9 protein-coding genes are annotated in these 25,213 nt (G+C 45.4%); 1 reads left to right on the top strand and 8 read right to left on the bottom strand.

Annotated features, from left to right (window positions below):
- Positions 1 to 1,445 precede the first annotated feature (1,445 nt).
- The gene (locus H524_RS0101970) at positions 1,446 to 2,786 is read right to left on the bottom strand and encodes a DUF4253 domain-containing protein (protein WP_027939024.1); all 1,341 of its coding nucleotides are present in this window, start codon (positions 2,784 to 2,786) and stop codon (positions 1,446 to 1,448) included.
- Positions 2,787 to 3,794: 1,008 nt separating this feature from the next.
- Between H524_RS0101970 and H524_RS0101965 the strand changes: the two genes are divergently transcribed.
- On the top strand, positions 3,795 to 4,043 hold the full coding sequence (locus H524_RS0101965; protein WP_044121261.1) for a hypothetical protein: 249 nt from the start codon (positions 3,795 to 3,797) through the stop codon (positions 4,041 to 4,043).
- A 132-nt stretch (positions 4,044 to 4,175) separates the two neighbouring features.
- Here H524_RS0101965 and H524_RS16215 read toward each other — a convergent pair whose 3' ends face one another.
- The 7 genes from H524_RS16215 to H524_RS0101930 form a co-directional block, all read right to left on the bottom strand.
- Positions 4,176 to 6,338 (bottom strand): hypothetical protein, encoded by a 2,163-nt coding sequence (locus H524_RS16215; RefSeq protein WP_052338843.1) that lies wholly within the window; start codon positions 6,336 to 6,338, stop codon positions 4,176 to 4,178.
- Positions 6,339 to 7,303: 965 nt separating this feature from the next.
- Positions 7,304 to 13,420 (bottom strand): type IV secretion system DNA-binding domain-containing protein, encoded by a 6,117-nt coding sequence (locus H524_RS17940; protein WP_027939022.1) that lies wholly within the window; start codon positions 13,418 to 13,420, stop codon positions 7,304 to 7,306.
- A 176-nt stretch (positions 13,421 to 13,596) separates the two neighbouring features.
- On the bottom strand, positions 13,597 to 17,934 hold the full coding sequence (locus H524_RS0101950; protein ID WP_027939021.1) for a hypothetical protein: 4,338 nt from the start codon (positions 17,932 to 17,934) through the stop codon (positions 13,597 to 13,599).
- 8 nt (positions 17,935 to 17,942) lie between these two features.
- Positions 17,943 to 21,359 (bottom strand): hypothetical protein, encoded by a 3,417-nt coding sequence (locus H524_RS0101945; RefSeq protein ID WP_156907508.1) that lies wholly within the window; start codon positions 21,357 to 21,359, stop codon positions 17,943 to 17,945.
- Positions 21,360 to 21,843: 484 nt separating this feature from the next.
- The gene (locus H524_RS0101940) at positions 21,844 to 22,779 is read right to left on the bottom strand and encodes a flagellin N-terminal helical domain-containing protein (RefSeq protein WP_027939019.1); all 936 of its coding nucleotides are present in this window, start codon (positions 22,777 to 22,779) and stop codon (positions 21,844 to 21,846) included.
- Between the two features lie 19 nt (positions 22,780 to 22,798).
- The gene (locus H524_RS0101935; protein WP_027939018.1) at positions 22,799 to 23,740 is read right to left on the bottom strand and encodes a flagellin N-terminal helical domain-containing protein; all 942 of its coding nucleotides are present in this window, start codon (positions 23,738 to 23,740) and stop codon (positions 22,799 to 22,801) included.
- Positions 23,741 to 23,758: 18 nt separating this feature from the next.
- The gene (locus H524_RS0101930) at positions 23,759 to 24,709 is read right to left on the bottom strand and encodes a flagellin N-terminal helical domain-containing protein (RefSeq protein ID WP_027939017.1); all 951 of its coding nucleotides are present in this window, start codon (positions 24,707 to 24,709) and stop codon (positions 23,759 to 23,761) included.
- Positions 24,710 to 25,213: the final 504 nt, after the last annotated feature.

Below are 25,213 nucleotides of genomic sequence, written 5' to 3'. Positions count from 1 at the left end.
TGTGTCAAAGTGGCCATCAATCAAGGCAAATATGTAAATTTACCTGATGTCTGGTCATCAAGAACACGGCAAAAATTATCTCATGTACAGTTAAGCGGACTTTCACCACTGCGATCAAAGTATTTAACCCGCATAAATTAGGGGTTTTTGAGCAATAGATCATGCATAAGCAGCATGCAAAGCATATTACATTACAATAAATGATTGTTTATGCATTGTAATGTAATATGCCCATCAAAACCCTTGCTTAGATTGAGATTCTCATTAACGAGTCAAAACTCGGTCATACAAACTTACACTAGCAGCACAAGATCTCAGCCAAGCCCAGCCCCAATCATCTTAGCAAACAGCATAGACACGCCATTTATGCCAAGATAGCTTCTGCAAAGCACTAACAGCACTATTACCATGACCAAGACAAACTAAACTCGACCGATTTTGCCCCATGCTTGTTTTGTAGCCATCGAAAGTTCCTTTTTAGGACAATTAGCCCCTCATCAGCCACACTAAGCATCATAAAAAGACGCAGATCCCAACTAAATCGCTCCGTGCATCAATACTCAGTCCCAATCATCTACAGTGCTCAAGCATTTTCAGTTCAGTGCTCGAAAGTGACAACACTCACCAGATCGCACCACCAGCAAACTCATATCCAAAGGCATGGGCATAAGCTTTTAGAGCCACTCCAGCTCATTTAGCTGCTTAATTAGAGCACTAGTGCCTTAACCTTGCAGCACTAGATGTAAGGCAGCTTATGAGGCACATTAAGCTGCAGCTACAGACTGCTTGCACACATCACTCTTGAGGCACAAGCTGAGTCATAGACCAGCACAAGTTAGTCGCTGCAGCATATAGCAGTGGCATGAACGCAGCCCATGCAGAGTTGGGGCTGATTGTCATTAGTGATAACAACAACAGCCTTCTCAAAAGCTTTGAAGGATAGCTATTTAAGGTTGCCCATAAGTTTGGCTAGGGCATATGCATTCAAGATCCTTTGGCTTTGGAAGCTCATGCTATAGCTGGTACTTGAGTCATGGTTAGACAGACTACAAAGGCCCATAAGAATATGTGAGGCCCTTTTCAAGGGTATGCTAGGTTAACTTCAAACAAGCTGGACACTCCCACAAGCTGTAAATAAAACGCATGAGGCACTTCAGGGGCAGTTGCAAGGGATGGAGTGCAAGACTGAGCTTATCTAATCTTTGCCTGGCCTGACCTGCCTGTATTGGCATGGGGTGTATTGGCTTTTTAGCTTAGAGCCTTTAGCTCGAGGCTGGCTTTAATTAACTACTGGCATTGAGGATAGGCTGAAATAGGTAGTTGTGCAGTCGAATTTGGGTGGATTCTAAATGACAAAGCCATGCTCTATGAGGGGAGCATGGCTTTTTAAGCTAAGCTAAGCTGCTGATGTAGCTTAGGTTTTATGATGCTTGGCTTAGTTGAGATTAGTACTCATTAAAGTCGGCATCGTCGGCATATGGATCGTACTCATCATCGCTAGCAAGGCCAAATGGGCAAGTCCAGACTTGGGCACGAGTTAAGTACTCAGCGAGGTCGGCAATGGTGGCATTACTTGCTTGAGTTTGCTCAAGAGCACGTGGGCAGAATAAGAACAGCTCCTCAGCAGCCTGCATAGCTACGTCCTCTTCAAGTGGCTCATCGAGGGTAAACTCAATGCAATCAGAGGTAATGACAGCTACTCTTGCACCATACTTTTCGTAAAAATAGTGAGCAATGGCCACAGACATGGATGGCTCTGGGCAATCGTTATATGGACCAAATGGGATATGGGCCAGAATATGGGCTGGATGCTCTAATTTTAGGTTGCTCAGAACTAAAGGAGCAGTGGTGTCGTTTTCACCAGTCCAATATGAGTCAAACTCTGTTGAGTTGATAAGATCAAGAGGATCACCGCCATCCATGGCAATGTCAAAGTTGCCTCTAATCTCATTTAAGGTTAGGCCTTCTTCGTTAAGCTCGGCCTCACGCTGATCTTGTAAAGACCCGAAGATGTCGTCGATTGAAGAGATCATGTCCTGAGCCTCATCGATAAAACGACGACGACTATCTTCTACTTCCTCGACGTTGAAGTGGAAGACGTCATCATTGGCAGTAGATGGGCTCGATTGCACGATTAAACGCTCTAAAAGCTCTTCTTCAACTGCTACGAGTACAGGATAAAAGCCCTCAATCTTGCCCTTTAAATTCTGATAAGCAAATTGAGCAGCAATACTATCGTCATCGTTCACAGATGGAATAAACTTGCTCTCAGGGCTGATGTATTCCATGAAAACTTCAGCAAGCTCTTTATGGTGAGGATCTTCAAACACCTCAAGGCCGTTAAAGGACTCAAAGCGGGCCTCAAGGTACTGATTAGCAGTCTCAATAAACTCGTCGTATGGAATAAAGAGATAAGGCATGCCCTGATACTTGTGGTAGGCCTTTTCGTAGTCACCAAAGCACTCAAGAGCAAAGAGGTTGAGATCCTCATATAAGTTAGGACCAGATGATCCTTCAGCTACGTAGTAATTGAAAAACTCGGCACCCTCGTCAGTAAACATGTCGGCATTAAGATCTGAGCCTAAGTCATCCCTGATGACATTACGCAGATCTACAAAGCGCAGATCGCCGTATTTGTCCTGTAAAGTGCTCAATAGGTCTGGGTCTACGAGCTCTTGCTCTATCATAAAGCCTAAGAATACGGCTAGATGGTTGTAAGCATTGATCTCATCGACATCAAGTTTTAGAGATCTAATCTGGTCTACTATTTGTAAAGCAGTTTTCATAGGCACTCATCATAAAATCGTACAGCTAGGTCAATCCTAAGCTGTATCAGTTAAACCCAACCAAGAAGCACTTGCAGTCATAGTGCAACGTAGCAATCAAACATCCTGGCCTTATTATTTGGTTGCAATGCCTGCTATCAGGCTCATAAAGACAGATTATCGCCATCCATAGCATGCTACAACAGTGTGTGCCATAGCATCTAACCATATCTAAACATACGTCACGTACTGACTTTCCCAGTAAGTGAGGATATAGAGCCTTAATCTCACTAAATTATTCTCAGTCTCACCGTACGTAAGCACTATCTGCCATACGTAGCAAGACTTTTTAGGCATTGCACTCATCATCATATGTTAAGAGACTTAGTCTAGTCTTAGTACGCAAATAAAAGCCGCCTTGTTAAAGCTATCGTGGGTAGCTCTCGTCAAATACTCTTTTAGCTAACTACACCAAGACACAAAAGCCGCAGGTATAAAAACACCCACCATGCCAAAAGCAGCCAGTATAAAAAAGATCCACCAGGCTAAACGCAGCTGGCTGTGTAGAGTCGAATAAGGCTCTAAAGCCGCTGGTCGTGGATAAGACAAAGGTGAATAAACTTAATGGCTTATAACAAACAACGAAAACGATCTGCAGCCTCAAAGAGGCTTATCCTTGCGGATATCACAAATTGATGAGGAAGCAGGTGGTAAATGGTTCTTTAGTCGATAAGCGAAACTTTTGAGAGGTGTTGCTATAGCTGTTCTTGGCCTGAAAAGGTAGTTAAAAGAGCCCAGTGTATAAAGTAACGCAACCCAAGGCAGAGCAACACATAGAGGTAGCTTGATAACAGGAAGCTACGCAGCTTAACAGGCATGAGTGCACCTTGTAGTCGTATAGAGCTTGTTAAAGTACGGCTGGTTCAATAGTTTGAAGCTCAATAAGCTATACTAAAGAAAGAGCTGATGTAAGGTCATCAGTGCAAAAGATTTAGGACAAGGCTATCGCTTGATAGCAAAGGGATGATTATGAAGTTAATTCCCATCACTGCTGTAGTTGCTATGGCATTACTTACAGCATGTTCTGCTAATAAGCGTGCTCAATTCAACCGTGATATTAACAATGCTGGCCATCAGGTAGTTAAAGACACTAAGGCCATGGGTAAGAGTATTCAAAAGGGTGGTCACAATATTGTGAAGGGCACCAAGAAGGCTGTGAAGAAAGTAGGCAAAGAGTTTGACAAGATGGGTGATCAAATCGAAAGAGATTTGTACTAATACCCACAAATTCAAAGAAAAGAGCTCTTGCAGCCAACCGTTGCTAAGCAACAGCTTTTGCCAAAAGTGCTAATGAAAAGGCCACCCAATGGGTGGCCTTTTAAATTGCTAACAAATGTGAACTTGTAAAGATTACTTCTTAGTAGTCTTCTTAGCTGCGGTGGCTTTCTTAGCAGGTGCCTTCACCTTAGCTGCAGTCTTTGTTGCAGTCTTGGTTGCAGTAGCCTTAGCAGCTGTCTTAGCTGGTGCCTTTACCTTGGCAGCAGTAGTCTTTGCTGCAGTCTTGGTGGCAGTGGCCTTGGTAGCTGTCTTAGCAGGTGCCTTTACCTTAGCAGCAGTCTTTGTTGCTGTCTTGGTGGCGGTAGCCTTAGCAGCTGTCTTAGCAGGAGCCTTTACCTTAGCAGCAGTCTTAGTTGCTGTCTTAGTGGCAGCGGCCTTTGTAGCTGTCTTGGCAGGTGCCTTGACCTTAGTTGCAGTAGCCTTGCTAGCAGCCTTAGCAGGTGCCTTTACCTTAGCAGCAGTCTTAGTTACTGTTTTGGTGGCAGTAGCCTTGGTAGCTGCCTTAGCAGGTGCCTTTACCTTAGCTGCAGTAGCCTTAGTAGCTGTCTTAGCTGGTGCCTTTACCTTAGCTGCGGTTGCCTTGGCAGCTGTCTTAGCAGGTGCCTTTACCTTAGCTGCAGTAGTCTGTGCTGCAGTCTTAGTGGCAGTAGCCTTGGTAGCTGTCTTAGCAGGTGCCTTTACCTTAGCAGCAGTTGTCTTTGCTGCTGTCTTGGTGGCAGTAGCTTTGGTTGCTGTCTTAGTAGGTGCCTTTACCTTAGCAGCAGTAGTCTTTGCTGCTGTTTTGGTGGCAGTAGCCTTAGTAGCTGTCTTAGCAGGTGCCTTTACCTTAGCAGCAGTCTTAGCAGCAGTCTTAGTGGCAGTAGCCTTGGTAGCTGTCTTAGCTGGAGCCTTTGCCTTGGTTGCAGTAGTCTTTGCTGCGGTCTTAGTGGCAGTAGCCTTGGTAGCTGTCTTAGCTGTGGCCTTTGCCTTGGTTGCAGTAGTCTTTGCTGCAGTCTTAGTGGCAGTAGCTTTGGTAGCTGTCTTAGCTGGGGCCTTTACCTTAGCTGCAGTGGTCTTTGCTGCGGTCTTAGTAGTAGCAGTAGCCTTGGTAGCTGTCTTAGCTGGGGCCTTTACCTTTGCAGCGGTGGTCTTTGCTGCAGTCTTAGTGGTAGTAGCCTTGGTAGCTGTCTTAGCAGGTGCCTTTACCTTAGCTGCGGTTGTCTTGGCTGCAGTCTTAGTGGCAGTAGCCTTGGTAGCTGCCTTGGCTGTGGCTTTTGCCTTGGTTGCAGTTGTCTTTGCTGCAGCCTTAGTGGCAGTAGCCTTGGTAGCTGTCTTGGCTGGGGCTTTTGCCTTGGTTGCAGTAGTCTTTTCTGCAGTCTTGGTGGCAGTGGCCTTAGTTGCTGTCTTAGCTGGGGCCTTTGCCTTAGTAGCAGTAGTGGCCTTTTCTGCAGTCTTGGTGGACTTGGCAGTGGTCTTCTTAGCTGCAACTTTCTTGGTTGCTGGCTTCTCGGCCTTAGGCTTGTCAACCTTGGCAGGTTTGGCTGGCTTTTCAACCTTAGGTTTTACGCCATCAAACTTATCGATTGCGGCTAATAAGGACTGATCCTTAGCCTCTAAAGCTGCCTTGAGAGCTTTTAGTGAAGATTCAACCTGGCCTAATACCTGACCAACTTTATGTAGAGCTTCTAAGTGAGTAAGCACAGCAGTAAAGAGCTTGCCTCTGATCTCTTCAGGGGTAAACTTCTTCTTTTCGTAATTGGTCATGTTCTTACGAACATCGTTGCAAAGAGCAGTGGTGAAGTCAGTATTGAGGCGATTTACAGCAATCTCAACTTGCCAGCTAGCTTGAGTAGTATCGCTTTGAGCAAGCTTTGTATAGAGCTTGGCTACATCACGACCATAGTCACGAACTGAAGTTAAGAGCTCGAGATCTTTCTTACCTACAGCAATAATACGATCTACACAGCTTTGGACATTGGTCTCATTTAGGCCTTTAAAGTGCACTAAATGTCTTTTGACATCATCAAGATCGAATGGAGAAGACATGAACTTAAAGTAGTAGGCACTTTCAATACAGCCCTCTACCTTAGAGATTGCTTCTAATTCATACTTTGCTTCAGCTGGACGTACGTCAAGAGGTACAAACTCTCGCATCAGTGCAAAGAGAGATTGTGCATCTTCAGCTTCGGCTTTATGCAGTTCAGTTAAAGGTACAAGCTTATTTTGCTTGTCTTCAAAGTTATCTAAAAAGGCCATAAACCTTCTCCGACGTCAATCGGCTTGATGCCGCAAGAAAAGCTCCATGCCGCTTACATGAAGTAGCAGCACCAATGCGCAATATCATAGCCTATTAAGATCTAGTGTGCACCTACAAACACCCCTTAGATCACTGATCTTTTGTCGAAACATTGAGCACAGTCAAAGTATAGCTATGAATCGGACAGTGATTATGACTAAACTCACTGCGAATTTGGCGGCATTTTGTGAGTATTTCACATGATCGCTTCACACTTAAGATCAAAACACTCACGATCTTGGAAAATCTTTTAAAGATCATCGCCTCATATGGCTTTTAGTAATCTTTTGATGTCAGCAAAGATATAAGATCACCACAACCACACCACTTACTCATGTGCTGACGCTATACCACTTGAGATCTTAAAACTGCGTCATTTAGCTTAGTTGCACGAACCTTAGCCGTATGAATGCAGTCTCAATGGCATCTCAAATCTATGCATTTAGGCAGCATGTATTTAGCCCAGTTCAGGTCTGCAAAATGACTAAGCCTTAGCCAAAAGCATCTGCAGTTAAAGTGGTGTAGTGGCATTTTTCGAGGCGGCAGAACAGCCTGTGACTCTGAGCAGTGGTGAGCTGAGATCGTATGAGGGGTATGACTGACTTTGGTGTAGACAAGTAGGCTGGATGGGATTTTTGCTTGCTGCATCTGTTGGGAACACGATGCTCAAAACGAAAAAAGGCCACGCATAAACATGCGTAGCCCTCACGGATTTACTGATCATGGAAAGGTGTAGATTTGAGTCGTTGACTTGTATCTACTTAATCTTTTGAGCTAGCAAAGACCTCTAGTTAAGCGTATGCAGCATCAAGCTTGGCACTGTTGTAGTGGATGGTAACTTAGGCTTGATGCTGGGCTCTATGAGCTTTTGGTGCTGGGGCTTTGCTATTGTGGTTTGGTTTAATTTTCTTTGTTTTTTTGCTTGTTACTTGGCGGTACGAGTTAGAGCTGCACCGACGAAGTAACCACTAATTAAGAGGAAACCTGCGGTGGATAAATAGGCTATTTCTCGACCAAAGAGAACGCCAAAGCCAACTAAAAATGATGTGAGAATGATGATCACGATGACATAGGATAATTTGTGACTCCATAAATAGTTAACCGATGGAGTTAGCAGTCCTGATGCTGGTGGAGTAGTGTGGTGAATAGCACTCATCAGCTTGCTGTGTGACCCAATCATAATGCCTAAGAGGATTAGTGAATACATTAGTGATGGATTTCTGATGTACCAATCAATCATAATAAAACCTACAGATATGATATCTGCAATATTGTCATAGCTTAGATATGGGCAGCACAAGGTGACATTAGTTATGCAGTAGTAGATGCTTTCACCGAGATTTTGAAAGTAACAATACACATCCCAAATTAAGTCTGCATTTTCCTCAACAAAGTTATCTTGGAACATCAGTCCTAGGTTTAGGCCGATAAATGCAATCATCAGAAGCTCTGTTAATACGCTTTTGAGCACCTTATTTTTGATAAAGCTAATGGTGTGGATAAACATGATGAGGACAGAGCCACACAGATACTTAAGCATTAAAAGTGGCAGGGCTAAAAGTAGGGCTAAACGTACTTTAGGATCGCTCTCGGCTTTAAATGACTGCCATGAAAAACGTTCTTTAAAGTAATGAATTGGGCTTTCAATACCATGGAAGCTATGAGAGGAGTTACCAAGTCTAAAACCCTCAGGATTACGATAAGCTGCATAGCTCTCTTGCGTGGTCTCTTTAACCATTTGCTCAAGATGCTGCCTACGATAAAAGAGACTGATCTTGCCTGGGTCTTTGAGGTTGTTCATCAGCTGCGCATCTGTAAATTGCTCCTTAAAGCAAGCACTTACACCTTCTGCTGACTCTCGAGCTGGACTGTAATTGCCTGGCATCATGACACCATCAGGCCATAATACCTTATCAAGCATGGCATGGTCATTAGAGGCAGAACTTATTCCCATAGCCGACACCACAGCACCATTAGTCTGAGCCAATGCAAGCTGGCCATGTTGAGTAGCATTGCCAAGCTCGTTAGCTGCGTACATGTTGATGCCTCCATTAGCTGCAGCATAGGCAGTGCCTTGTGGTGCATTGCAAAATGGCACCGCTGTTGTGACTCCATTGGCAGCCATGGTGCTCATGCTTGCAAGTGTTGCAGCATTAACTGAGCTTTGCTGCATTGATGCCATGCCGTTGAGTGCTAAAGCTGCATGGTGATTACTCTTAGGCATGCCGTTGCTAGCAGTATCATGGCTGGATGGGGCATAGCTATTGGTTTGGCCGTTGGATGCTGCCATTGCTGCCATTGGTGTCATTGCAGCATATGCAGCTCCTGATGATGCAAAAGGTGCTGCAGATGCACATGCTGAAGCTGAGGCTGCAGTAGCTGAGGATGCAGCTTCGGCTCTGGTTGTGGCTGAGGATGGGACGAAGGTTGTTGCTGCCATAGATGCAGCACTGGTGGTAGCATGGGTGGCTGTCTTGTGCTTGGCGATATCAGGGTAGACCTCTTCATCTGGGGCAAGACGAGGGATAAAGCCCTTGTAGCAAGAACCGTCTGAGAAGCGAGCAACGTACTCAAAGTCAGGTAACATCATCAGCACATCTGGTGGGAAGAGTGAGGCATCTTGCATCGACAGACCATGACCAATAGAGGTTAAGCCACAAAATACGTCACTTGCATACTGCACGGATGCGGATCGCTGAGCAACGCTAGTGTGAGGCAATACTGAGGACACAATAGCTGCAGTTTCAGGATCGTTAACACGCATAGCAATAAGGTTATTGCAGTTAGCTACGATCTGATGAGCCGCATCTTTTGAGCCTGAACGCTGTGACAAATCAGCAATAGACTGTGTGGCAATGGTAATAGAGAAGCCAGCTGAACGAGACTTGTTTAACAGCTGCACTAAGGCCTCATCAGCAAGCTCAGATGCCTCGTCAATAAATACTGAGATACGCTTTAGCTGAGCACCGGTGGCATTAATATCACCAGCCACGAAAGCAAGGTCAGATAAGAGCATTTTGCCTAGGTTTTGGCCAGTGGTGGCATCTTTAAGACAGTGAATATCTGCAACAAAGATCTTATTGCCCTCAATTAAGTCTCTTAAACTTGGTAGAGCTTGACCATTGCGGCTACCAGAGAGCAGACCACGTAATAGTCCTCCAGTTAAAGAGCCTAAGTATGGGACTACGGAGTTAGTAACCTTTCGATAGTACTCAACAGGCAGAGCAGTAACCATAAACACGATCTGACAATCCACTAAGTCGTTACACAGACCACTCTTGCCTAGCCAATCGTAAAAGGCCTGCAGCACTTCGTTTTCAGCCTGAGCACACATTACACGTTTTTTAGAGGCGGTAAGAGTTGGGGCTTTCTTGGTATTACGCTTAGTCGTGGTCTTCTTGGTAGTGGTAGTAGTGGTTTTCTTGCTACGAGAACGAGTCTTGCGAGCAGGGGTAGCTGCTGTGGCCTCAGCCTCCGCTTGCGCTTCTGCCTGTGCTGCATCAGCATTAGCCGCAGCTCTCTCGTCGCTAATGTCGGCACTGGCACCTGGATCGGTGCTTGATTCACGATTTGCAAAGAGAATGTCGGTAGCATCAACGCTATCGCCTTCATGCACGTCTACATAAGTTGAGGCGCAAGCTTCTTCAGCCTCTTTACGCTCTGAGGCACTATCAAATAAAGACAGGGCTAAAGAGGTAATAGCTGAGGCATCAGCAATAGGATCAAGCTCAGCGATATTGCCAAATAAGGTCAGTAAATCAGCCTTGCTAGGACGAGTAGGGCTGTGCTTCATTTGCTCAAGTACACTCTTAAAGGCGGCACGACTAATCTTGCCTTCTTTGATGAGGCCATCGATGATCTCATGGTAATTGCCCACTGGTGCTTCACCTGTAGCATGAGGGCCTAAGGCTGCAGTGACTACACCTTTAATGCCATTGAGTGGACCACCCACGCCATGGATAGTGTTCCAAAGTCTTTGTACGACCTCATTATCAATCTGTTCGACTTTGTAGTTGATATAACGACGTAGTGCTACTTGCAGGGCATTGGGATCAGTAACTAAGTCACGGATGTTCTCAACGGTAATATGCTTACCTGAGAGCTGACAGCACACTACAGCTGCAGTTACAGCCATGTTGGAGTAGTTTTTGAACGATGCACTAGAGCCAGAGCTTGAGAGCATAGAGGTTAAACGAGCACCAATCTGAGCTGGCTGATCAAAAGCTCCCACAGGATTAATGCCGTAGTTGCTGCAGTTGATGATAATGTCATCCACATCAAGCTCTTTACCTTGCCAATTACCAGTAGTTCCGGCAAAAGCAGAGGCTGCAGGTGCAATTACATCCTGATAGTGCTCATCTTGCATCAAACGCTCATTAAAGCGAGAGGCAGGAGAGTCATATAAATTTGAGAAGGTAGCTCTAAACTCACCACCACCTTGCAAGTGATTCTTATCGCTTGAATTGGCAAAGAACTCCTCAGAACGCTTTAAAGCATCCATCATCGCAATATCTTGCTCGCTGCGAGGCCCATCAAATCTCATAGTATCGCCGCAAAAGCCATTTGCAGAGCAAGCCTCAGAGCCCAGGCCCAAGCCTGAGCCTGAGATTGAACCTGAACCTGAGCCTGAGCCATGCTGTGCTGTATTTGGCACGCTTACACGGCCAGTATTAGCATCCATGGAGTAGCCTTCAAAGTTGAGCATGTCATCAGTGATGAGACTGTCGCATGGGGCAGTCATTAACTCATGGTCAACATCACTAGCAGTGGCCCAGTAATCATTGAGGTCGGCTAAATTGTCTCGATTAAGTCCATCCTTACCACGCAGATTGGAACAATCGGCAGCATCATCACTACCCTCCATACCAAAAGGCTTAACGATGCCACGGCAGCGGTCATAGCAAGTAAATGAGTGCTTATCGGCACCTGGAGTAAATTGCTTTCTAGATAAGTCGAGGATAAAGAGGTCTTGAATAGGATCACGACCAGCATCCTTAGCTGCACGTACAATACTACGCAGTAACTGACGATCACCCTTTGGGTCAATCACAATCACAGTGTCGCCACGTGCAATAGCTTGTGAAATCTCTAGATCGAAAAAGCGAGTCTTACCAGCACCAGTAGTTCCGAGTAATAAGGTGTGACCCTTTAAATTGCTCTCAGGCAGATAGATTGGCTCATAGGCATGGTACTGACCTCCAATAGCATGAATATCAGGAGAGCCATTGCTACCATAGGCAGCACGTCTAAGACCAATCTCAAGCTTATGATGCAGCAAACGAGTATGCTCAGCACCCCAGATAAAGCCAAAGCCCCAAAAGGTTACATCCTTCGGTCTAACCATTTTGCGCATTGATGAGTGATAAGGAGGCACCCACTGACCATTAGATTTAGCAAGATCAGCGCGTCCAGTAGCGCAATGGTTATTAAGTACATGGGCATAATCACTTCCATCTTCTTTTCCTCCAAGTAAATTAGCTGCAAAAGTTAAAGCCTTATCAGTGCCACGAATAACCGCAGAAGCAGCATTGGCCACGCTTAGAGCATGACCACTCTTATCTGTATGGTTAAGCTTATTAGCAATGGCACTAATGAGCTGACAGCAACAAGCATCAGTCATCGGAATACCAGGATAGAGGCGTACACCACTTAACAGTGGGGTCTCAAGAGTGGTCATAAAACCGCTATTAAGAGCGCTACAGGCATTACCATCATCACATTGAGCCATGTGTAAGGCACGTCCAATAACAAAGTCCTCAGCATCAGAGCATGGCCTATCCATAAACATGGCGCTGACCAGCTTACGTGCACGCAAACTAGCCATCTCCTTACCATGCATACCTGCCATATCTTCAGCATCACCATCACCAGAGCCAAAGCCAGAAGCTTGAACACCACCAACAAGACCATTGTGCATGTCCATACTGTCGCAAGCAGCACCGTCAACACGGCTAGACTGAGTCATAGGCTCGCTCATAGCTACAGCGCTTGCAGAGCAGGCATGGATAGCAGCTCCAGCACAATCCATAGCATCATGACCAAAACCCTGAACGTCAGAAGCATGGGCATTTATTGCATGGCGTTGAGCACCATTTGTAGCAGCTGAAAAATTGGCGCTTAGTTCATTTGTACAGGCATTAGCATCGGCACTAGTGCTAGGAGTAGCACCTGCACTGGCACATGAACTGGCAGCAGCACCGGCATTTTCATTTGCATAGGTATCACCGCGTGCACAATTAGACTCATCACCAACAGGAGCACCAGCATCAGCAACTGCATCAGTACTGGCAAATGCATGTGAAGATGCAAAGGCGGATGCAACATTGGCATCAACTAAATGAGCAGCCTCATTAGCTTCATAAACATTGGTATGTGCAGCGGCATTTCCATAGGATTGAGTGGCATCGTTAGGTTTTGCACCTAAGCTTAGTGGGCTAGCATTACTCTTAGGAGCTGTGGCTGCTGTTGTGGTAGGTATGCAGCACTGTTCACCAAGGGCATCAGGTCTTGCCTGGGTCATGGACTTCAGGTGAGTTTGTGATGCGCTGTGCTGTTTTGATGTAGATTTATCTTTTGGAGCTGGCAGTGCTGCAAGAGCCTTGGCCTCAGCAAGCTTTAAGGTCAGCTCTTGACGTCTTGAGATGATGTTTAAAGGGGTACGCTTGCTAAGTGACAGGCTGACACCACGTGAGGTGATGAGAATGCGGCCACCTAAGTAAGACTTGTATGGATTGAAATTATGTTTACCAAAATGGGTATCGAGATCCTCAGAGAGCTTGTCATTTGGCAGATGACCAATGTACCAGGACATAAAGATAAACATCATGGAAAAGACGAGCAGGGCATTTAATGACAGTGCTGTTGCATAAGCGATGAGGGCAATGAGGCCTATAAACAAGCTTATGAACATGGTGATTCTGATATTGGTGATATTCTCAACACCGTGGCCTGTAAGCAGGTCATTCTTGCGGTTTTCTAAACCTCTATTGCGAGATATGACGTATTTGAAAGTACCAAGAATACGACGGGTATTGTGGAACATATAAACTATCCTTAAGCCTCTAAGGGCCATTAAGACAACTTACAAGGGCAATAGCTGCTAATGTGAGTTCCAAAGAAGTTAATCGTGTTACTAAGCAAGTGAGCAAGCTAAGAAAAAGAGCAAAAGGCTATAGCCTCCAGACCCTTAGCCTTAGCTTGCTCCACCCTTAGCTGTTGTTAGACAGGGCATTGTTCAAGCTGCTTTTTAAGCTTCTTAGCTTTGCTTTGACGGCTGCACAGAACGTCGTTTAATGCTTTAGAGCCGTTTTCAAAGGTCACGGTGACTTGTTGCTTATAGTGCTCTGCAGAATGCAGCACGTCGCTTAGCGTGCAGCCATTGATGACCATACGTGAAGGCTTGAGCTCATAGTCCATGTAATTGGGGAGATTAAGAGGGTCAAAGTCTTTAAGGTGGCTATTTTCAAGCTCGATAAGCCTGAGTCCCCGCATCTTCATATTGCGATAATCAAAACCACCGGTAACGACATGACGCTTAGAGGCCTTAAAGATGTCATCATCAGCATGGCTTGCCCCAATCATGATGGCTACACCAAGACCAAGTACTTCACGAAAAACCACTGCCTCCGTGGAATTAACAGCAATTGACTTACGGTCTAAGTTAAAAGCCTGCACTAAAGCTGGAATATCCACTCCCATGCAGCGCTGTTCATACTCATTTATGAGCTCAAACCACGCACTCTTTAACCTGCCTGCATCACCACAGCCCTGCTCAATAGCATCGACCATTGAGCCAGTGGCACCATCGCCATTAGCACGATTAGCGCTATTAGCTGCATTGGCCGCATTGCTAGCACTAGCACTAGCGCTTGCACTGGCATTAGCAGCATTGCTGCTTAAGTTGGCCGTGTTAGTGTCTGCTGCAGTAGTGGCACTACCAAATGAGTTAAGGCTTGCATTACCAGCCATTGAGTCTATTGTGCACTGGTCGTCTACAGGGTATTTGCGCATCAGCTCTAGCATGTGCTGTGGGCCTTGCTCTATGGCCTTAGCTAATGGATCGTTGGCATGTAAAGATGCTGCGATCTTTTGCGTGCTTACAAGGCTGATGCTCTCAAAGATGTTTAAAGATCGCTCAAGGAGCTTGTAGCGTTCATATGAGACATCATCTAAACGAGCTAAGAGACGGACACGCTCACGTCTTGATAAAGCTGCCATGAGCTCAAAGATGCGTAGTAGCATCTTGCGGTGCTCAATTAAGTAGTTTTGCTGCTCATGACGGGCTGCAATGTATAAAGCAATTGAGCCAACTAGCTGATTTAAAAGGGTGTCGTTATTAGCAAGTTGTCTAACCTTAAGTTGAGGATAGATAGGCTGCTCATCAACTCTTAACGTAAAGCCTCTAAAGATAACGGTATTACCTTCACACTCAGTTAAGTGGTAGTTATGGCCACGTCTAAAGCTCAGACCATTTCTTACAATAATCTCGTGAACTAACTTGCCATCCCACTCAAGAGAGGTTTGTAAGTCTTGGTAAGTGAGTAAGTTCATACCAAAGAGTAAGCTTGCATGAGCTCTTGAGGATGTAGAGATATACATGGTGTTATCGCTAACATAGATATCTGAATAGGTCTCATTAACGCTATGAATACGACGCTCATATTCAGCTAAGGCAGAGGCATACATGAGTGAAGATAGAGTGCAGATAGTACGTTGTGGCTCTTTGTTTAAATTTGTGAACAAGCAATTGCCATAACGCTGTCTACGCTCCATCTCTTTTAGACATGAGAAGCTCTTAGGCGCATGCAATACACAGTTGCCATCAACAGCCTCATCAGCGCCACTATCAGTGTCAGAGATAGCATCAGCACCTGTATCATCATGTGTATCAGCATGTGCATCAGCACAAGCACCATCATCCAAGCACTCAGAACTACTATCTTGGGACTTAGCCTCATCAGCATCACCATCACCAGCCGCAGCGGTGAAATTCTTGCTCTCAGATGCATCTAAGCTTGATGCATCATCACTGGCATTGGCACCTGATGGGGTAGATACGCTATTAGCACTACCCTGTATGCCATCTACTAAGCTTGCTGCAGTACCATTTTCAGTTGATAAGTCAGCTACTGAATTAAGCTGCAGCTCAGGTATTGGGTTTGCTTTAATTAATCTTTCAAAGGTGCGGTCACGCAGTAGGTTTACGTTATCCTCAATATCTGCTTGTAAGATGGCATTAAGCTGAGATATGCGCAGACGCATAGCAGCGGATTCTTTAGCCATCACACGTAACATCTCGGCATTACTACTTAAGGTAGTTGCAGCAGTACAGCAGGAGCCACGATCACCCTTTTTGATAACAATTTCAGCAAGAGGGCTACTAAAGTCATTGATCTCCATACGGATATCAAAGAGCTGAGAGACCAGTTTTTCGGTGTTGTAGCAGTATCTGGCGAGCATATCGACGCCATAAGAAAGACCAATCTTATGGTGATCGTCTTTACGGCCTAAGAGGTGACGTAAAAGTAAATATGGGGTCTTAGTCTCTGCAATAAAGTCAGTTAAGCTTTGGTATGGCTCATACTTAAGACCATTTGCAGCACGGATATCTAAGTCAGTTCTGATCTTGCTGATATCGTGAGCAAAGCTCAAGAAAATTATGGCCATTTCAGCGATAAAGCGCTGATCACGTAGCTTAAAGCGACCACCACAACGTCTATCCATGGCGCTATAAATCTTGTTGATAGTAGTTTGCAGGCGTGCATTCTTATTAAGCTGACGCTCATCGGCTTTATTCCAGAGTAAGAGCTTATCGAGCATAGCTTTTTCAAACTCAGGATCAGTAATCAGCGTATCTAATGAGTAAGGCTTTAAGGCCTCTTTAAACTCAAGCTCATCATCGCAAACACCTAAAAGATAAGCTCCAGTGCTGTAGTTTTCTTCTAAATGCAGCACGCTCAATAAGTCTTGAATCTCAACGTCGCTAAGACCTAAGTTCTTTAACAGTACATAGTTGCTCTCTTCGCATGAACGCATCATGCTGCGGCGGTTATTCACTAAAGCAATAGCACTATCTAAGGCCTTAATGGAGTATGGATCTATCTCATATGAAAAGCTATCGAGAAGATAATCAAGACGCTCACCAACACTCATAGTCTCTAATGAGTCAAGGTTGCTGCCTCGCTCAAAAAAGTAGCTATTACTCTCAGACCAGATCTTGGCGCAACCATTGATAGAAAGGCCGCAAATATCACTACCCTCATGGCTAGCATGGCTTAATGCTGCAGCAACTACATCTAAAGCCACCCCGCAGCAATCCACCTCAACAGCATCAGTATCAGCACCTGCATCAGCAGAGCCACCAACAGCAGCTGAAGAGCCAAAAGAAGACACGGCATCAGATGCAGCCTGAACCAAAGTTACAGCTGCACCATCAGATAGTATCTCGCTCTCATTTGCAGCCACATTCGCCACGTTAATCGCATTAGCTGCATTAGCTTCATTAGCAGCCATCGCAACCAAAGTGTCACACTCACCGACTGCATGAGCTACAGGCTCATCACAACCATTGTTTGAAGCTACGCCATCACCATCACTTAGATGAATGCTATCCACCTCAACCAAAGCCAGGGCATCATCAGCACCACAAATATCAGCATCTGCATCTGAGTAAGCATAAGCATCATCTTCGGCAGCAGTGCTGTCATCACTGCTACGAAGCGCATTGCTTGTAGCAAGTGTAGTGGCATCCGATGACAAGCAAGTGCCTTCTAGAGACTGAGCATAAGTGTTCTGTGTGTCTGCAGCACCAGCACAAGGCTCTTGAGTAGATAACAAGGTAGAGATATCAAGTCCAACAGCTCGGTCATCTAAAGCCAGGCTAGTAAGGCTAGCAACACCGACACCAAAAGCATCGTCACAAGTATTAACGTCGTGCTGGGTGGTGTTCCAAATGGTCTCGCTACACTTAGGCATCATGACCTTAGAGATCTCAGCCTCACTGTGATTAAGCCACTCTTGGGCAAGCTTAGACTTAGCATCAGAAATATCACTTGCCTCATCGTTATCACTAAGCCGCACATCAAAGCAGAGCTTGGCACTAGCAATATCAGATAGGCATGCAGACACATCAACAACAAGTACAGAGTCATCATCTGCAGCAAGTGCATCAATCAGCTCAATGCTTTCCATGCTGCAATTAAGCTCAGTTGCGAAGAAGCCAGCACTAAGAACTTGCGAAGGAACAGCTGCATCTACAGCATCATCAGCACTCACTACATCAGGGTCTTGAACAAAAGAAAGGGCATGAGCTGCAGCTAAGGCATCACAGCTAGGTTTAGTCTGTGAATCAGCAACACATGCTGCCACAGGCAGTTTATGATCTAAAACGCTGTCCTTAGCCTCATCATGAGCCACAGCAACTAAGCAGCCATCATCCTTAGCATCCATCTGTACAGCATCGAATTGCACATGCTCATGGATACTTTGTTCTACATTAGCGGTCTTACTGGACTCTAAGGTCTTATCCTCAATATCTTTGATTTGGTGACCAAACATAGTGACTCCTAAAGGCTGTCAGTAAAAACAATTGCAGGGATAAATGGCTTTTCACTATCATCGTAAGCTGGCTTATTGCCGCTAACTACAGGGGTTATCTGAGCCATTTGCTCTAAGCTCATATTTGCAAACACCTTCTTAGGTCTCCGATACGGCTTCTTAAACAGCGATTTGGGCTTGGCACTCTTGCACTCAACAGATTCAGCACTATCAAGCGCAGCATTATCTGTAGCCTTGTTATCAGCACAAATCTTGTTTTGCGTATCACTCTTAGGCTTGCGACCTCGCTTAGCTTTTGGCTTGTCCTCAGCATTAGCCTTAACCTCAGGCGCAGGCTCATATACAGGCACATCTACAGTCACAGTCTTGGGCACAGTAACAGTCTCAGTTTTGGCCTTAGACTCAGTAGCCGTGGAAATTGAAGCTTTTGGTTTACGGCCACGGTTGCGTTTAACGACTGTGGTTTTTGCAGTAGCCTCAGTCGGTGCCTTAGTCTCAGCAACATCATTTGGCGTAGCGTCAGTGTCTACAGGGGCATCAGCAGAGGACTTAACATCAGAAGTAACTAAAGACTCAGCCTGATCCATAGCTGCGGATGTAGCAGCCGCAGCTGCAGTTACCGTTGCAGCGGTAATGCTTTCTGCATCAGCTTCCTTAGACTGCTTCTTTGTGGCACTCTTGCTTGAGGTCTTGGTCTTTGAAGCAGTTGCTTTCTTATTAGTGGCCTTTGTCTCAGTACTCTTACTATTTGCAGTCAGCTTGCTATCTGTAGTCTTCTTGCTTGTTGCAGTCTTCTTGCTATCTGTAGTCCTCTTGCTAGCTGCAGTCTTGGAACTGCGACGCATGGTAGGCTTAGCCTCATCAGCCACAGCGCTGTTAGTCTGTTCGGTATCAGCAATAGCCTTAGCGTTGGATGCAGGATCTGTATTAGCAGTTGACTCAGGCTCAGCATTGGCTGGTGCTTCGTTAGCGGCTACTGCAGTCTCAGTAGAAGGTTGTACACTAGAGGAGGTACAAGCAATAGCCTTTGGTGTAGCATCAGCATCGTTAGCACTTTCATCAGGAACGGCTTTCTTAGCCGATGCTCTCTTAGTCTTGGTAGTTTTCTTTGGAGCCGCCTTTGTAGCTTTGGTCTCAACTGCAGCCTCCTCTACATTAGCTGACTGCTCGGACTTACACTCGGCCTTTTCTGTCTTTGTAGCAGGTTGTGGCTCAACTTTAGAGGTAGTAGAACTTACTGAGGCGCTATCAGCAGTGCTTGTGTTAGTAGCTTCAGTATTAGGCAACTCGATAGCTTCATGAGTGAATACATCATCTAAAGCTGGTAAGTAATGCTTGCTTGAGAAGTAGCTAAGATCAGCGCTATTAATTAGGTTAAGGTCACGCTTGATTCTTAGATTACGACGGCATAAAGCTATCAAGCCTTCTTCATCATGTGGATCAGAGTCTAGAGAGGCGATGAGCTGCTTTTTGATGGCTGCAAGCTTAGCCTTTTGCTCTGCAGCTAAGGCTTGAGCATCAGTTTGCGTGGCTTTCTTTTGGCCAAGTTCAAAGTCTTCTTCACCAGTCCAATCTTTGTATGGGGATTCACCTGTAACTACGACATCGCTTTGAATACTCTCATCAGTAATGATGTCGCTATCCTCAGCATCTAATCCTTCAGCAATTAAGGTGTCTACTACAGACATTAAGGATGATGGAGGGGTAAGGTCGTCACTTGGCTCTAAAGTTTTACCCACACCTGAGGCCATGATTTGCTCAATGGTAAGGCCATCTGTAGGAATAGGCTTCGTATCAGGAGTAGCTGCAGCCTTTTTCTTGGTATTAGCTGATGGCAGCAGTGGGTTTTCTTCAACTTCAATGCGCATACGCACAGCCACATCAGCAACAGCCTGACTGCGATAGAAGGTATCTTCGTTGGTGTGCAGCCAAATGTCTCTTTTGATAAGAGCACGGCTTCTAACGTCACGCTTGAAGGACATCAACTTGCTTGCATCAGCACTTAATGCGGACTCATCATTAGATGCAGGGGACTCAAGCTCTTCAGCCTCTTCTTTAAAGGCCTGGCTTAAAGCACTATTATCATCTGAATAAGAAGACGAATCAGCAGAAGTATCGGCGTCTGCAGCACTTGGCTTAGAGCTCTTAATCCAATCTACGCCTCTACGTCTTAATGTAGTGGTTGGGATCGCAGCAAGAGGCTGTGGATCAAGGCGCTTAAACTCTGTAAGCGCAAAGATAGCTACCTTGAGGTTGTGATCGACTAAACCGCATACATTGCAGTCGTGATAGTACTCAGATGCAGGCAGCACACTACAAATACGGATCATGGCTGTAAGCAGTGGATCAAGATATAACGCAACAGTCTCAGCACTAGCATCAGAGGCAAGCAGACGCTTGAGCACATCAATCTTGCCCTGAACCAAGCCTGCAATCTCGTTGACTGGAATCACAGGGAACTGACGATATCTGCCAGTGTAGTTAACTGACAGAGGTCGAATCATGCGCTGAGTAACCACATCACCAGTCTTACCGTACACGATCGGCAGTGAGACGATTGGAGCTACATATTGCTGCCCGGTGATAGTTCTGACGATGCCATATGGAGTGGCGATATTTCCCATGCCCTGAGGTGGTTGAGATACGGATGCACCCTTGCCATACTCTGGTCTATATAGAGCCACATTATTGCTAAGCTCCATAAGCTCCGCACCACCGCAGGCACGCCAAATATAAGAGTTACGTACGCCTCTTATATACTCCTTAGCCTCAGCCATGCTCTCAGACAGAACTACATCACAGGCACAGTCAGATTCATCAACTGCACCCTTGAAAGCATCATTAGCTCCATTGGAAGCATCTACACCATCGTTAGAAACATCTACAGCCGCATCACTTGAACGAGCAGGGATGTTATGGTCTACAGTGGCAGTGTTAGAGGTACAAGAGACAACATCAGCATGATTAGCTGCAGCACAATTAGATTGAATAGGCTTAAAACCATTACCTTTAATAGCCTCACATGTATCAGATGAAACAGCCTTATGCTTGCCATTTAAGCGGAAAGCTTTCTTAAACCATGATGTTGCTTTAGCTTTAATGGCACCAAAGAAGCCACGTGTAGCCTGCTTATCCTGACAAGCAACACAAGCAGTAGCTTGGGCGGCTACTGGACGCTGCATAGGCACTACAGGAGCATAAGATGCTGTATTGCTAGGCTGATGAAAGATCTCGCCTGTCTGATTGTCCATAAGCCTACTTGCTGCAGCATAGGATAGTGAGCTATCCACATTCATAGCTGAGTTAGTGCTAGACAGAATAGATTGAGACTTAGACTGAGTCTGAGTTTGAGCTTTGCAGCCAATGTCTACAGATGAAGAAGCTAGGGAGCTTTCTGTAGTACTTTCTAGTGAGTGTGTGAGCATAGAGCTACCACCGTTAAGCAAAAAATAAGTATCCAAAATGAGCTTGAGCACCAACGATACTCAAGCTCTACGAGGAGACCGGCGTTGTTGCATGCACATCAACAACATGGCTGCTATGGTAGACCTCTATATATTCATAACTGCGTGTACTGCGATCTTACTAAACAAACGCGATAAATATCAGCTTCTAGAAGAAAATTAGGCAATTGCTAAAAGTGATCTAGATCACGAATTTGAACAGGAAATAGGGCAGTAGATATCTAATGGAATCATTAGATCGGCGAAAACGATGGAGGAGAGTAAGAAAGTGCAGGGTTCTATACCGCTCTAAGATGGCAAATTATCTTAGATGGAAACCCATGTATGATGAGAAAATGGGTAGGGCAGTGGGACTTTTGGGGATTTGGTCGTGATGTTTCAGCTATAAAAAAGGCCCTGAAGCCAGGGGCAACAGGACCTTATTGCATAACTTTAAAGGAAATTATTAGCCAAGGAGGCTTAAGCCCAGCTGAGGACGGGTGTTAGCCTGCATCAGCATGGAAGCAGCTGCCTGCTGAATGATGGACTGCTGGGATAAGTTAGCAGACTCTTCAGCAAAGTCAGCATCACGAATACGTGAGCGAGCATCAGCTTCGTTAGCAGCAACGTTAGACTGGTTGCGGATAGATGACTCAAGACGGTTCTGGATGGCACCAAGGTCGGCACGCTGTGCATCGACATTAGCAATCATCTTATCCATCATATCGATGGTAATTTCTGCGGCAGAAGCAACAGAAAATCTAAATGAAATTACGCTTCCAGCAATGTTGATGAACTTATCATTGCCAGTTTTGAAAGTATTCTTGTCGGCACGGCTACCAATCTTTGAGAACTGCATATTCTCAATGGAGAACTTAATAGTATCGCCCTTATTGGAGCCGACTTGAAGTGTGATATTACCAGCTTTGCCTTTATCTGCCTGGGCTGCCTTTGAGAAAATAGTTAGTTCATTCTCTTGTTGGCCATTAAGGACAAGCTTGCCACCGTAAGTGGTTTGCTTAGCGATACGTGAAATTTCATTAGCCAAAGAAGAAGCTTCCTTGGAAAGTGCAGCCTTATCTTCCGCAGTATTAGTGCCGTTGTTTGCCTGTACTGCTAAAGTACGGATCTTCTGAAGCATGCCAGAGATTTCGTCCATGCCAGACTCTACAGTCTGAGCAAGAGCGATACCGTCTGAAGCGTTGCGGTTACCTTGGTTGAGGCCATTAATTTGGGATGTCAGACGATCGGCGATCTGGAGGCCTGCAGCGTCATCTTTAGCGCTGTTGATACGAAGACCTGAAGATAATCTTTGATATGTCGTGGTCAGGGAGTTCTGGACGTTGCCTAAGTAACGCTGGCCCTGAAGAGCTGAGTAATTGGTATTAACATATACTGCCATGGGAATGTACTCCTTACTCTTAGCCTAAGAGGCTCAGACCAAGCTGTGGACGAGTGTTTGCCTGCATCAGCATGGAAGCAGCAGCCTGCTGGATGATGGACTGCTGAGATAAGTTTGCAGACTCTTCAGCGAAATCAGCGTCACGGATACGTGAGCGTGCATCAGCTTCATTAGCAGCAACGTTAGACTGGTTGCGGATAGATGACTCAAGACGATTCTGGATGGCACCTAAATCGGCACGCTGACCATCCACATAACCAATCATCTGATCCATGAAGCCAATGATATTGTTAACTGAAGCAGTATCGCTAAAGTTTATCGAAATTGCGCCACCATTACCCTTTACAAAAGACTTGTCGTTTTGTTGAGCAGCAAACTGATCTTCAGCAATACCTGCAGCTTTAGCAGCAGCAGAGAACTGGAAGTTTTCAAGGTTAAAGGAGATAGTATCACCCTTGTTTGAGCCAACCTGCAGCACGAGACTTTGAGTCTTACCGGCATCTTGCTGTTGAGCATATGACATGAATGAGTTCTTTTGTTGGCCGTTCATAATAGTTTTGCCAGCAAAAGTAGTTTGCATAGCAATTCGGCTAATTTCGGTAGCAAGTGAGGATGCTTCCTTAGCTAGAGCTTTACGGTCATCTAAAGTGTTAGTACCGTTGTTGGCCTGAACAGCGAGAGTACGGATCTTCTGAAGCATGCCAGTGATTTCGTCCATGCCTGCTTCTGCAGTCTGGGCAAGAGCAATACCGTCAGATGCATTGCGGTTGCCCTGGTTGAGGCCATTAATCTGGCTTGTTAAGCGATCGGCGATCTGGAGGCCTGCAGCGTCATCTTTAGCGCTATTGATACGCATACCGCTTGATAGGCGCTGGTACGTAGTAGTTAGGGAGTTCTGGACGTTGCCTAAGTAACGCTGGCCCTGAAGAGCTGAGTAATTGGTATTAACATATACTGCCATTTTGTTGTACTCCTCAGATTAGCCTAAGAGGCTCAGACCGAGCTGTGGACGGGTGTTAGCCTGCATCAGCATAGAAGCGGCAGCCTGCTGAATGATTGACTGCTGTGACAGGTTAGCAGACTCTTCAGCGAAATCAGCATCACGAATACGTGAGCGTGCATCAGCCTCATTAGCAGCAACGTTAGACTGATTGCGGATAGATGACTCAAGACGATTCTGTAAAGCACCAAGGTCGGCACGCTTGCTATCTACAGATGCAATCATTTGATCTAATAAATCGATTGCATTACCAATGTAGTTCTTTTCGGCAGGCTTTGAAAAATCTGCTTTACCCATATCTACAGTAACAGTACCATTAGCTGCGATGGTGAAGAACTTATCAGTGCCCATCATTTCAGCGTTGGTTCCTAATTTAGAGAAAATTACGGAGTCAGAGGTAAAAGAAATTGTGTCGCCCTTATTAGAACCGACTTGCAGAGTCAAAGTACCAGTGTCACCAGCTGGATTATTGTTTACTGTTTTATCGCCAAAGATAGAACCATCAATCAGACCATTGAGAACGGTCTTACCTGCAAAGGTGGTCTTAGTTGCGATACGGGAAATTTCGTTCGCGAGTGAAGTCATCTCTTTTCCAAGAGCATTGCGATCTTCAGCAGTGTTTGTACCGTTAGCTGCTTGAACAGTTAATGTACGCATCTTCTGGAGCATGCCGGAGATTTCGTCCATGCCAGCTTCCATGGTCTGGGCTAATGCAATACCGTCGGAGGCGTTGCGGTTGCCTTGGTTGAGGCCATTAATCTGGCTTGTTAAGCGATCGGCGATCTGGAGGCCTGCAGCGTCATCTTTAGCGCTGTTAATACGCATACCGCTTGATAATCTTTGGTATGTCGTAGTCAGGGAGTTCTGGACGTTGCCTAAGTAGCGCTGGCCCTGAAGAGCTGAGTAATTGGTATTAACATATACTGCCATGATTGATATTCCTCTTTATAGCTATAGCGCGTTGCTTGGCTGCCTAAGAGGCATACCAGATCCTCGCTTAATTGGGCTTGCTAACAAAGCTCGCCTTTACACATCTTAAAACGAAAAGGCCTTTGTTTCATAGTACTTTGTAAACATTCATAAATATTGCCAATGCCAGTATAGACAAGGAGTTCTAACGTGAATTTGATATTTAACAAACTCTTTGAAAAACTTGTTCTTAAAAGAAAATCAGCTATGTTTTGAAAATGGCTCATAAAGTGTATCTATAGCCTGTGATCTTTATTCTTACAAAAAGCAAATACAGGAGAGGCTTAGCTTCTTGAAAGGTTGATAAGTAATGAGGCTGGATCACGAATACATGCTGATTCGTTAGCTGCTAGGTTTGACTGTTGCAGTCTATTCTTTAAAGATCTTGGATTGTGATGAATTAATGTAAATTTGAGTGGGTATGGATTGGTTGAATTTTGGGGATGAAAAAGGCCCTGACACCGA

Source organism: Anaerobiospirillum succiniciproducens DSM 6400 (genome assembly GCF_000482845.1).
Lineage (GTDB): Bacteria > Pseudomonadota > Gammaproteobacteria > Enterobacterales > Succinivibrionaceae > Anaerobiospirillum > Anaerobiospirillum succiniciproducens.
Note: the sequence above shows the minus strand (reverse complement) of the source record. Positions and strands in the feature narration are given on the sequence as shown.

Bases quoted from the DNA above. Each gene is read 5' to 3' on its own strand.
- H524_RS0101940 (WP_027939019.1), bottom strand. From the start codon at position 22,779: ATGGCAGTATATGTTAATACCAATTACTCAGCTCTTCAGGGCCAGCGT.
- H524_RS17940 (WP_027939022.1), bottom strand. From the start codon at position 13,420: ATGTTCCACAATACCCGTCGTATTCTTGGTACTTTCAAATACGTCATA.
- H524_RS16215 (WP_052338843.1), bottom strand. From the start codon at position 6,338: ATGGCCTTTTTAGATAACTTTGAAGACAAGCAAAATAAGCTTGTACCT.
- H524_RS0101945 (WP_156907508.1), bottom strand. From the start codon at position 21,359: ATGCTCACACACTCACTAGAAAGTACTACAGAAAGCTCCCTAGCTTCT.
- H524_RS0101965 (WP_044121261.1), top strand. From the start codon at position 3,795: ATGAAGTTAATTCCCATCACTGCTGTAGTTGCTATGGCATTACTTACA.
- H524_RS0101935 (WP_027939018.1), bottom strand. From the start codon at position 23,740: ATGGCAGTATATGTTAATACCAATTACTCAGCTCTTCAGGGCCAGCGT.
- H524_RS0101930 (WP_027939017.1), bottom strand. From the start codon at position 24,709: ATGGCAGTATATGTTAATACCAATTACTCAGCTCTTCAGGGCCAGCGC.
- H524_RS0101950 (WP_027939021.1), bottom strand. From the start codon at position 17,934: ATGTTTGGTCACCAAATCAAAGATATTGAGGATAAGACCTTAGAGTCC.
- H524_RS0101970 (WP_027939024.1), bottom strand. From the start codon at position 2,786: ATGAAAACTGCTTTACAAATAGTAGACCAGATTAGATCTCTAAAACTT.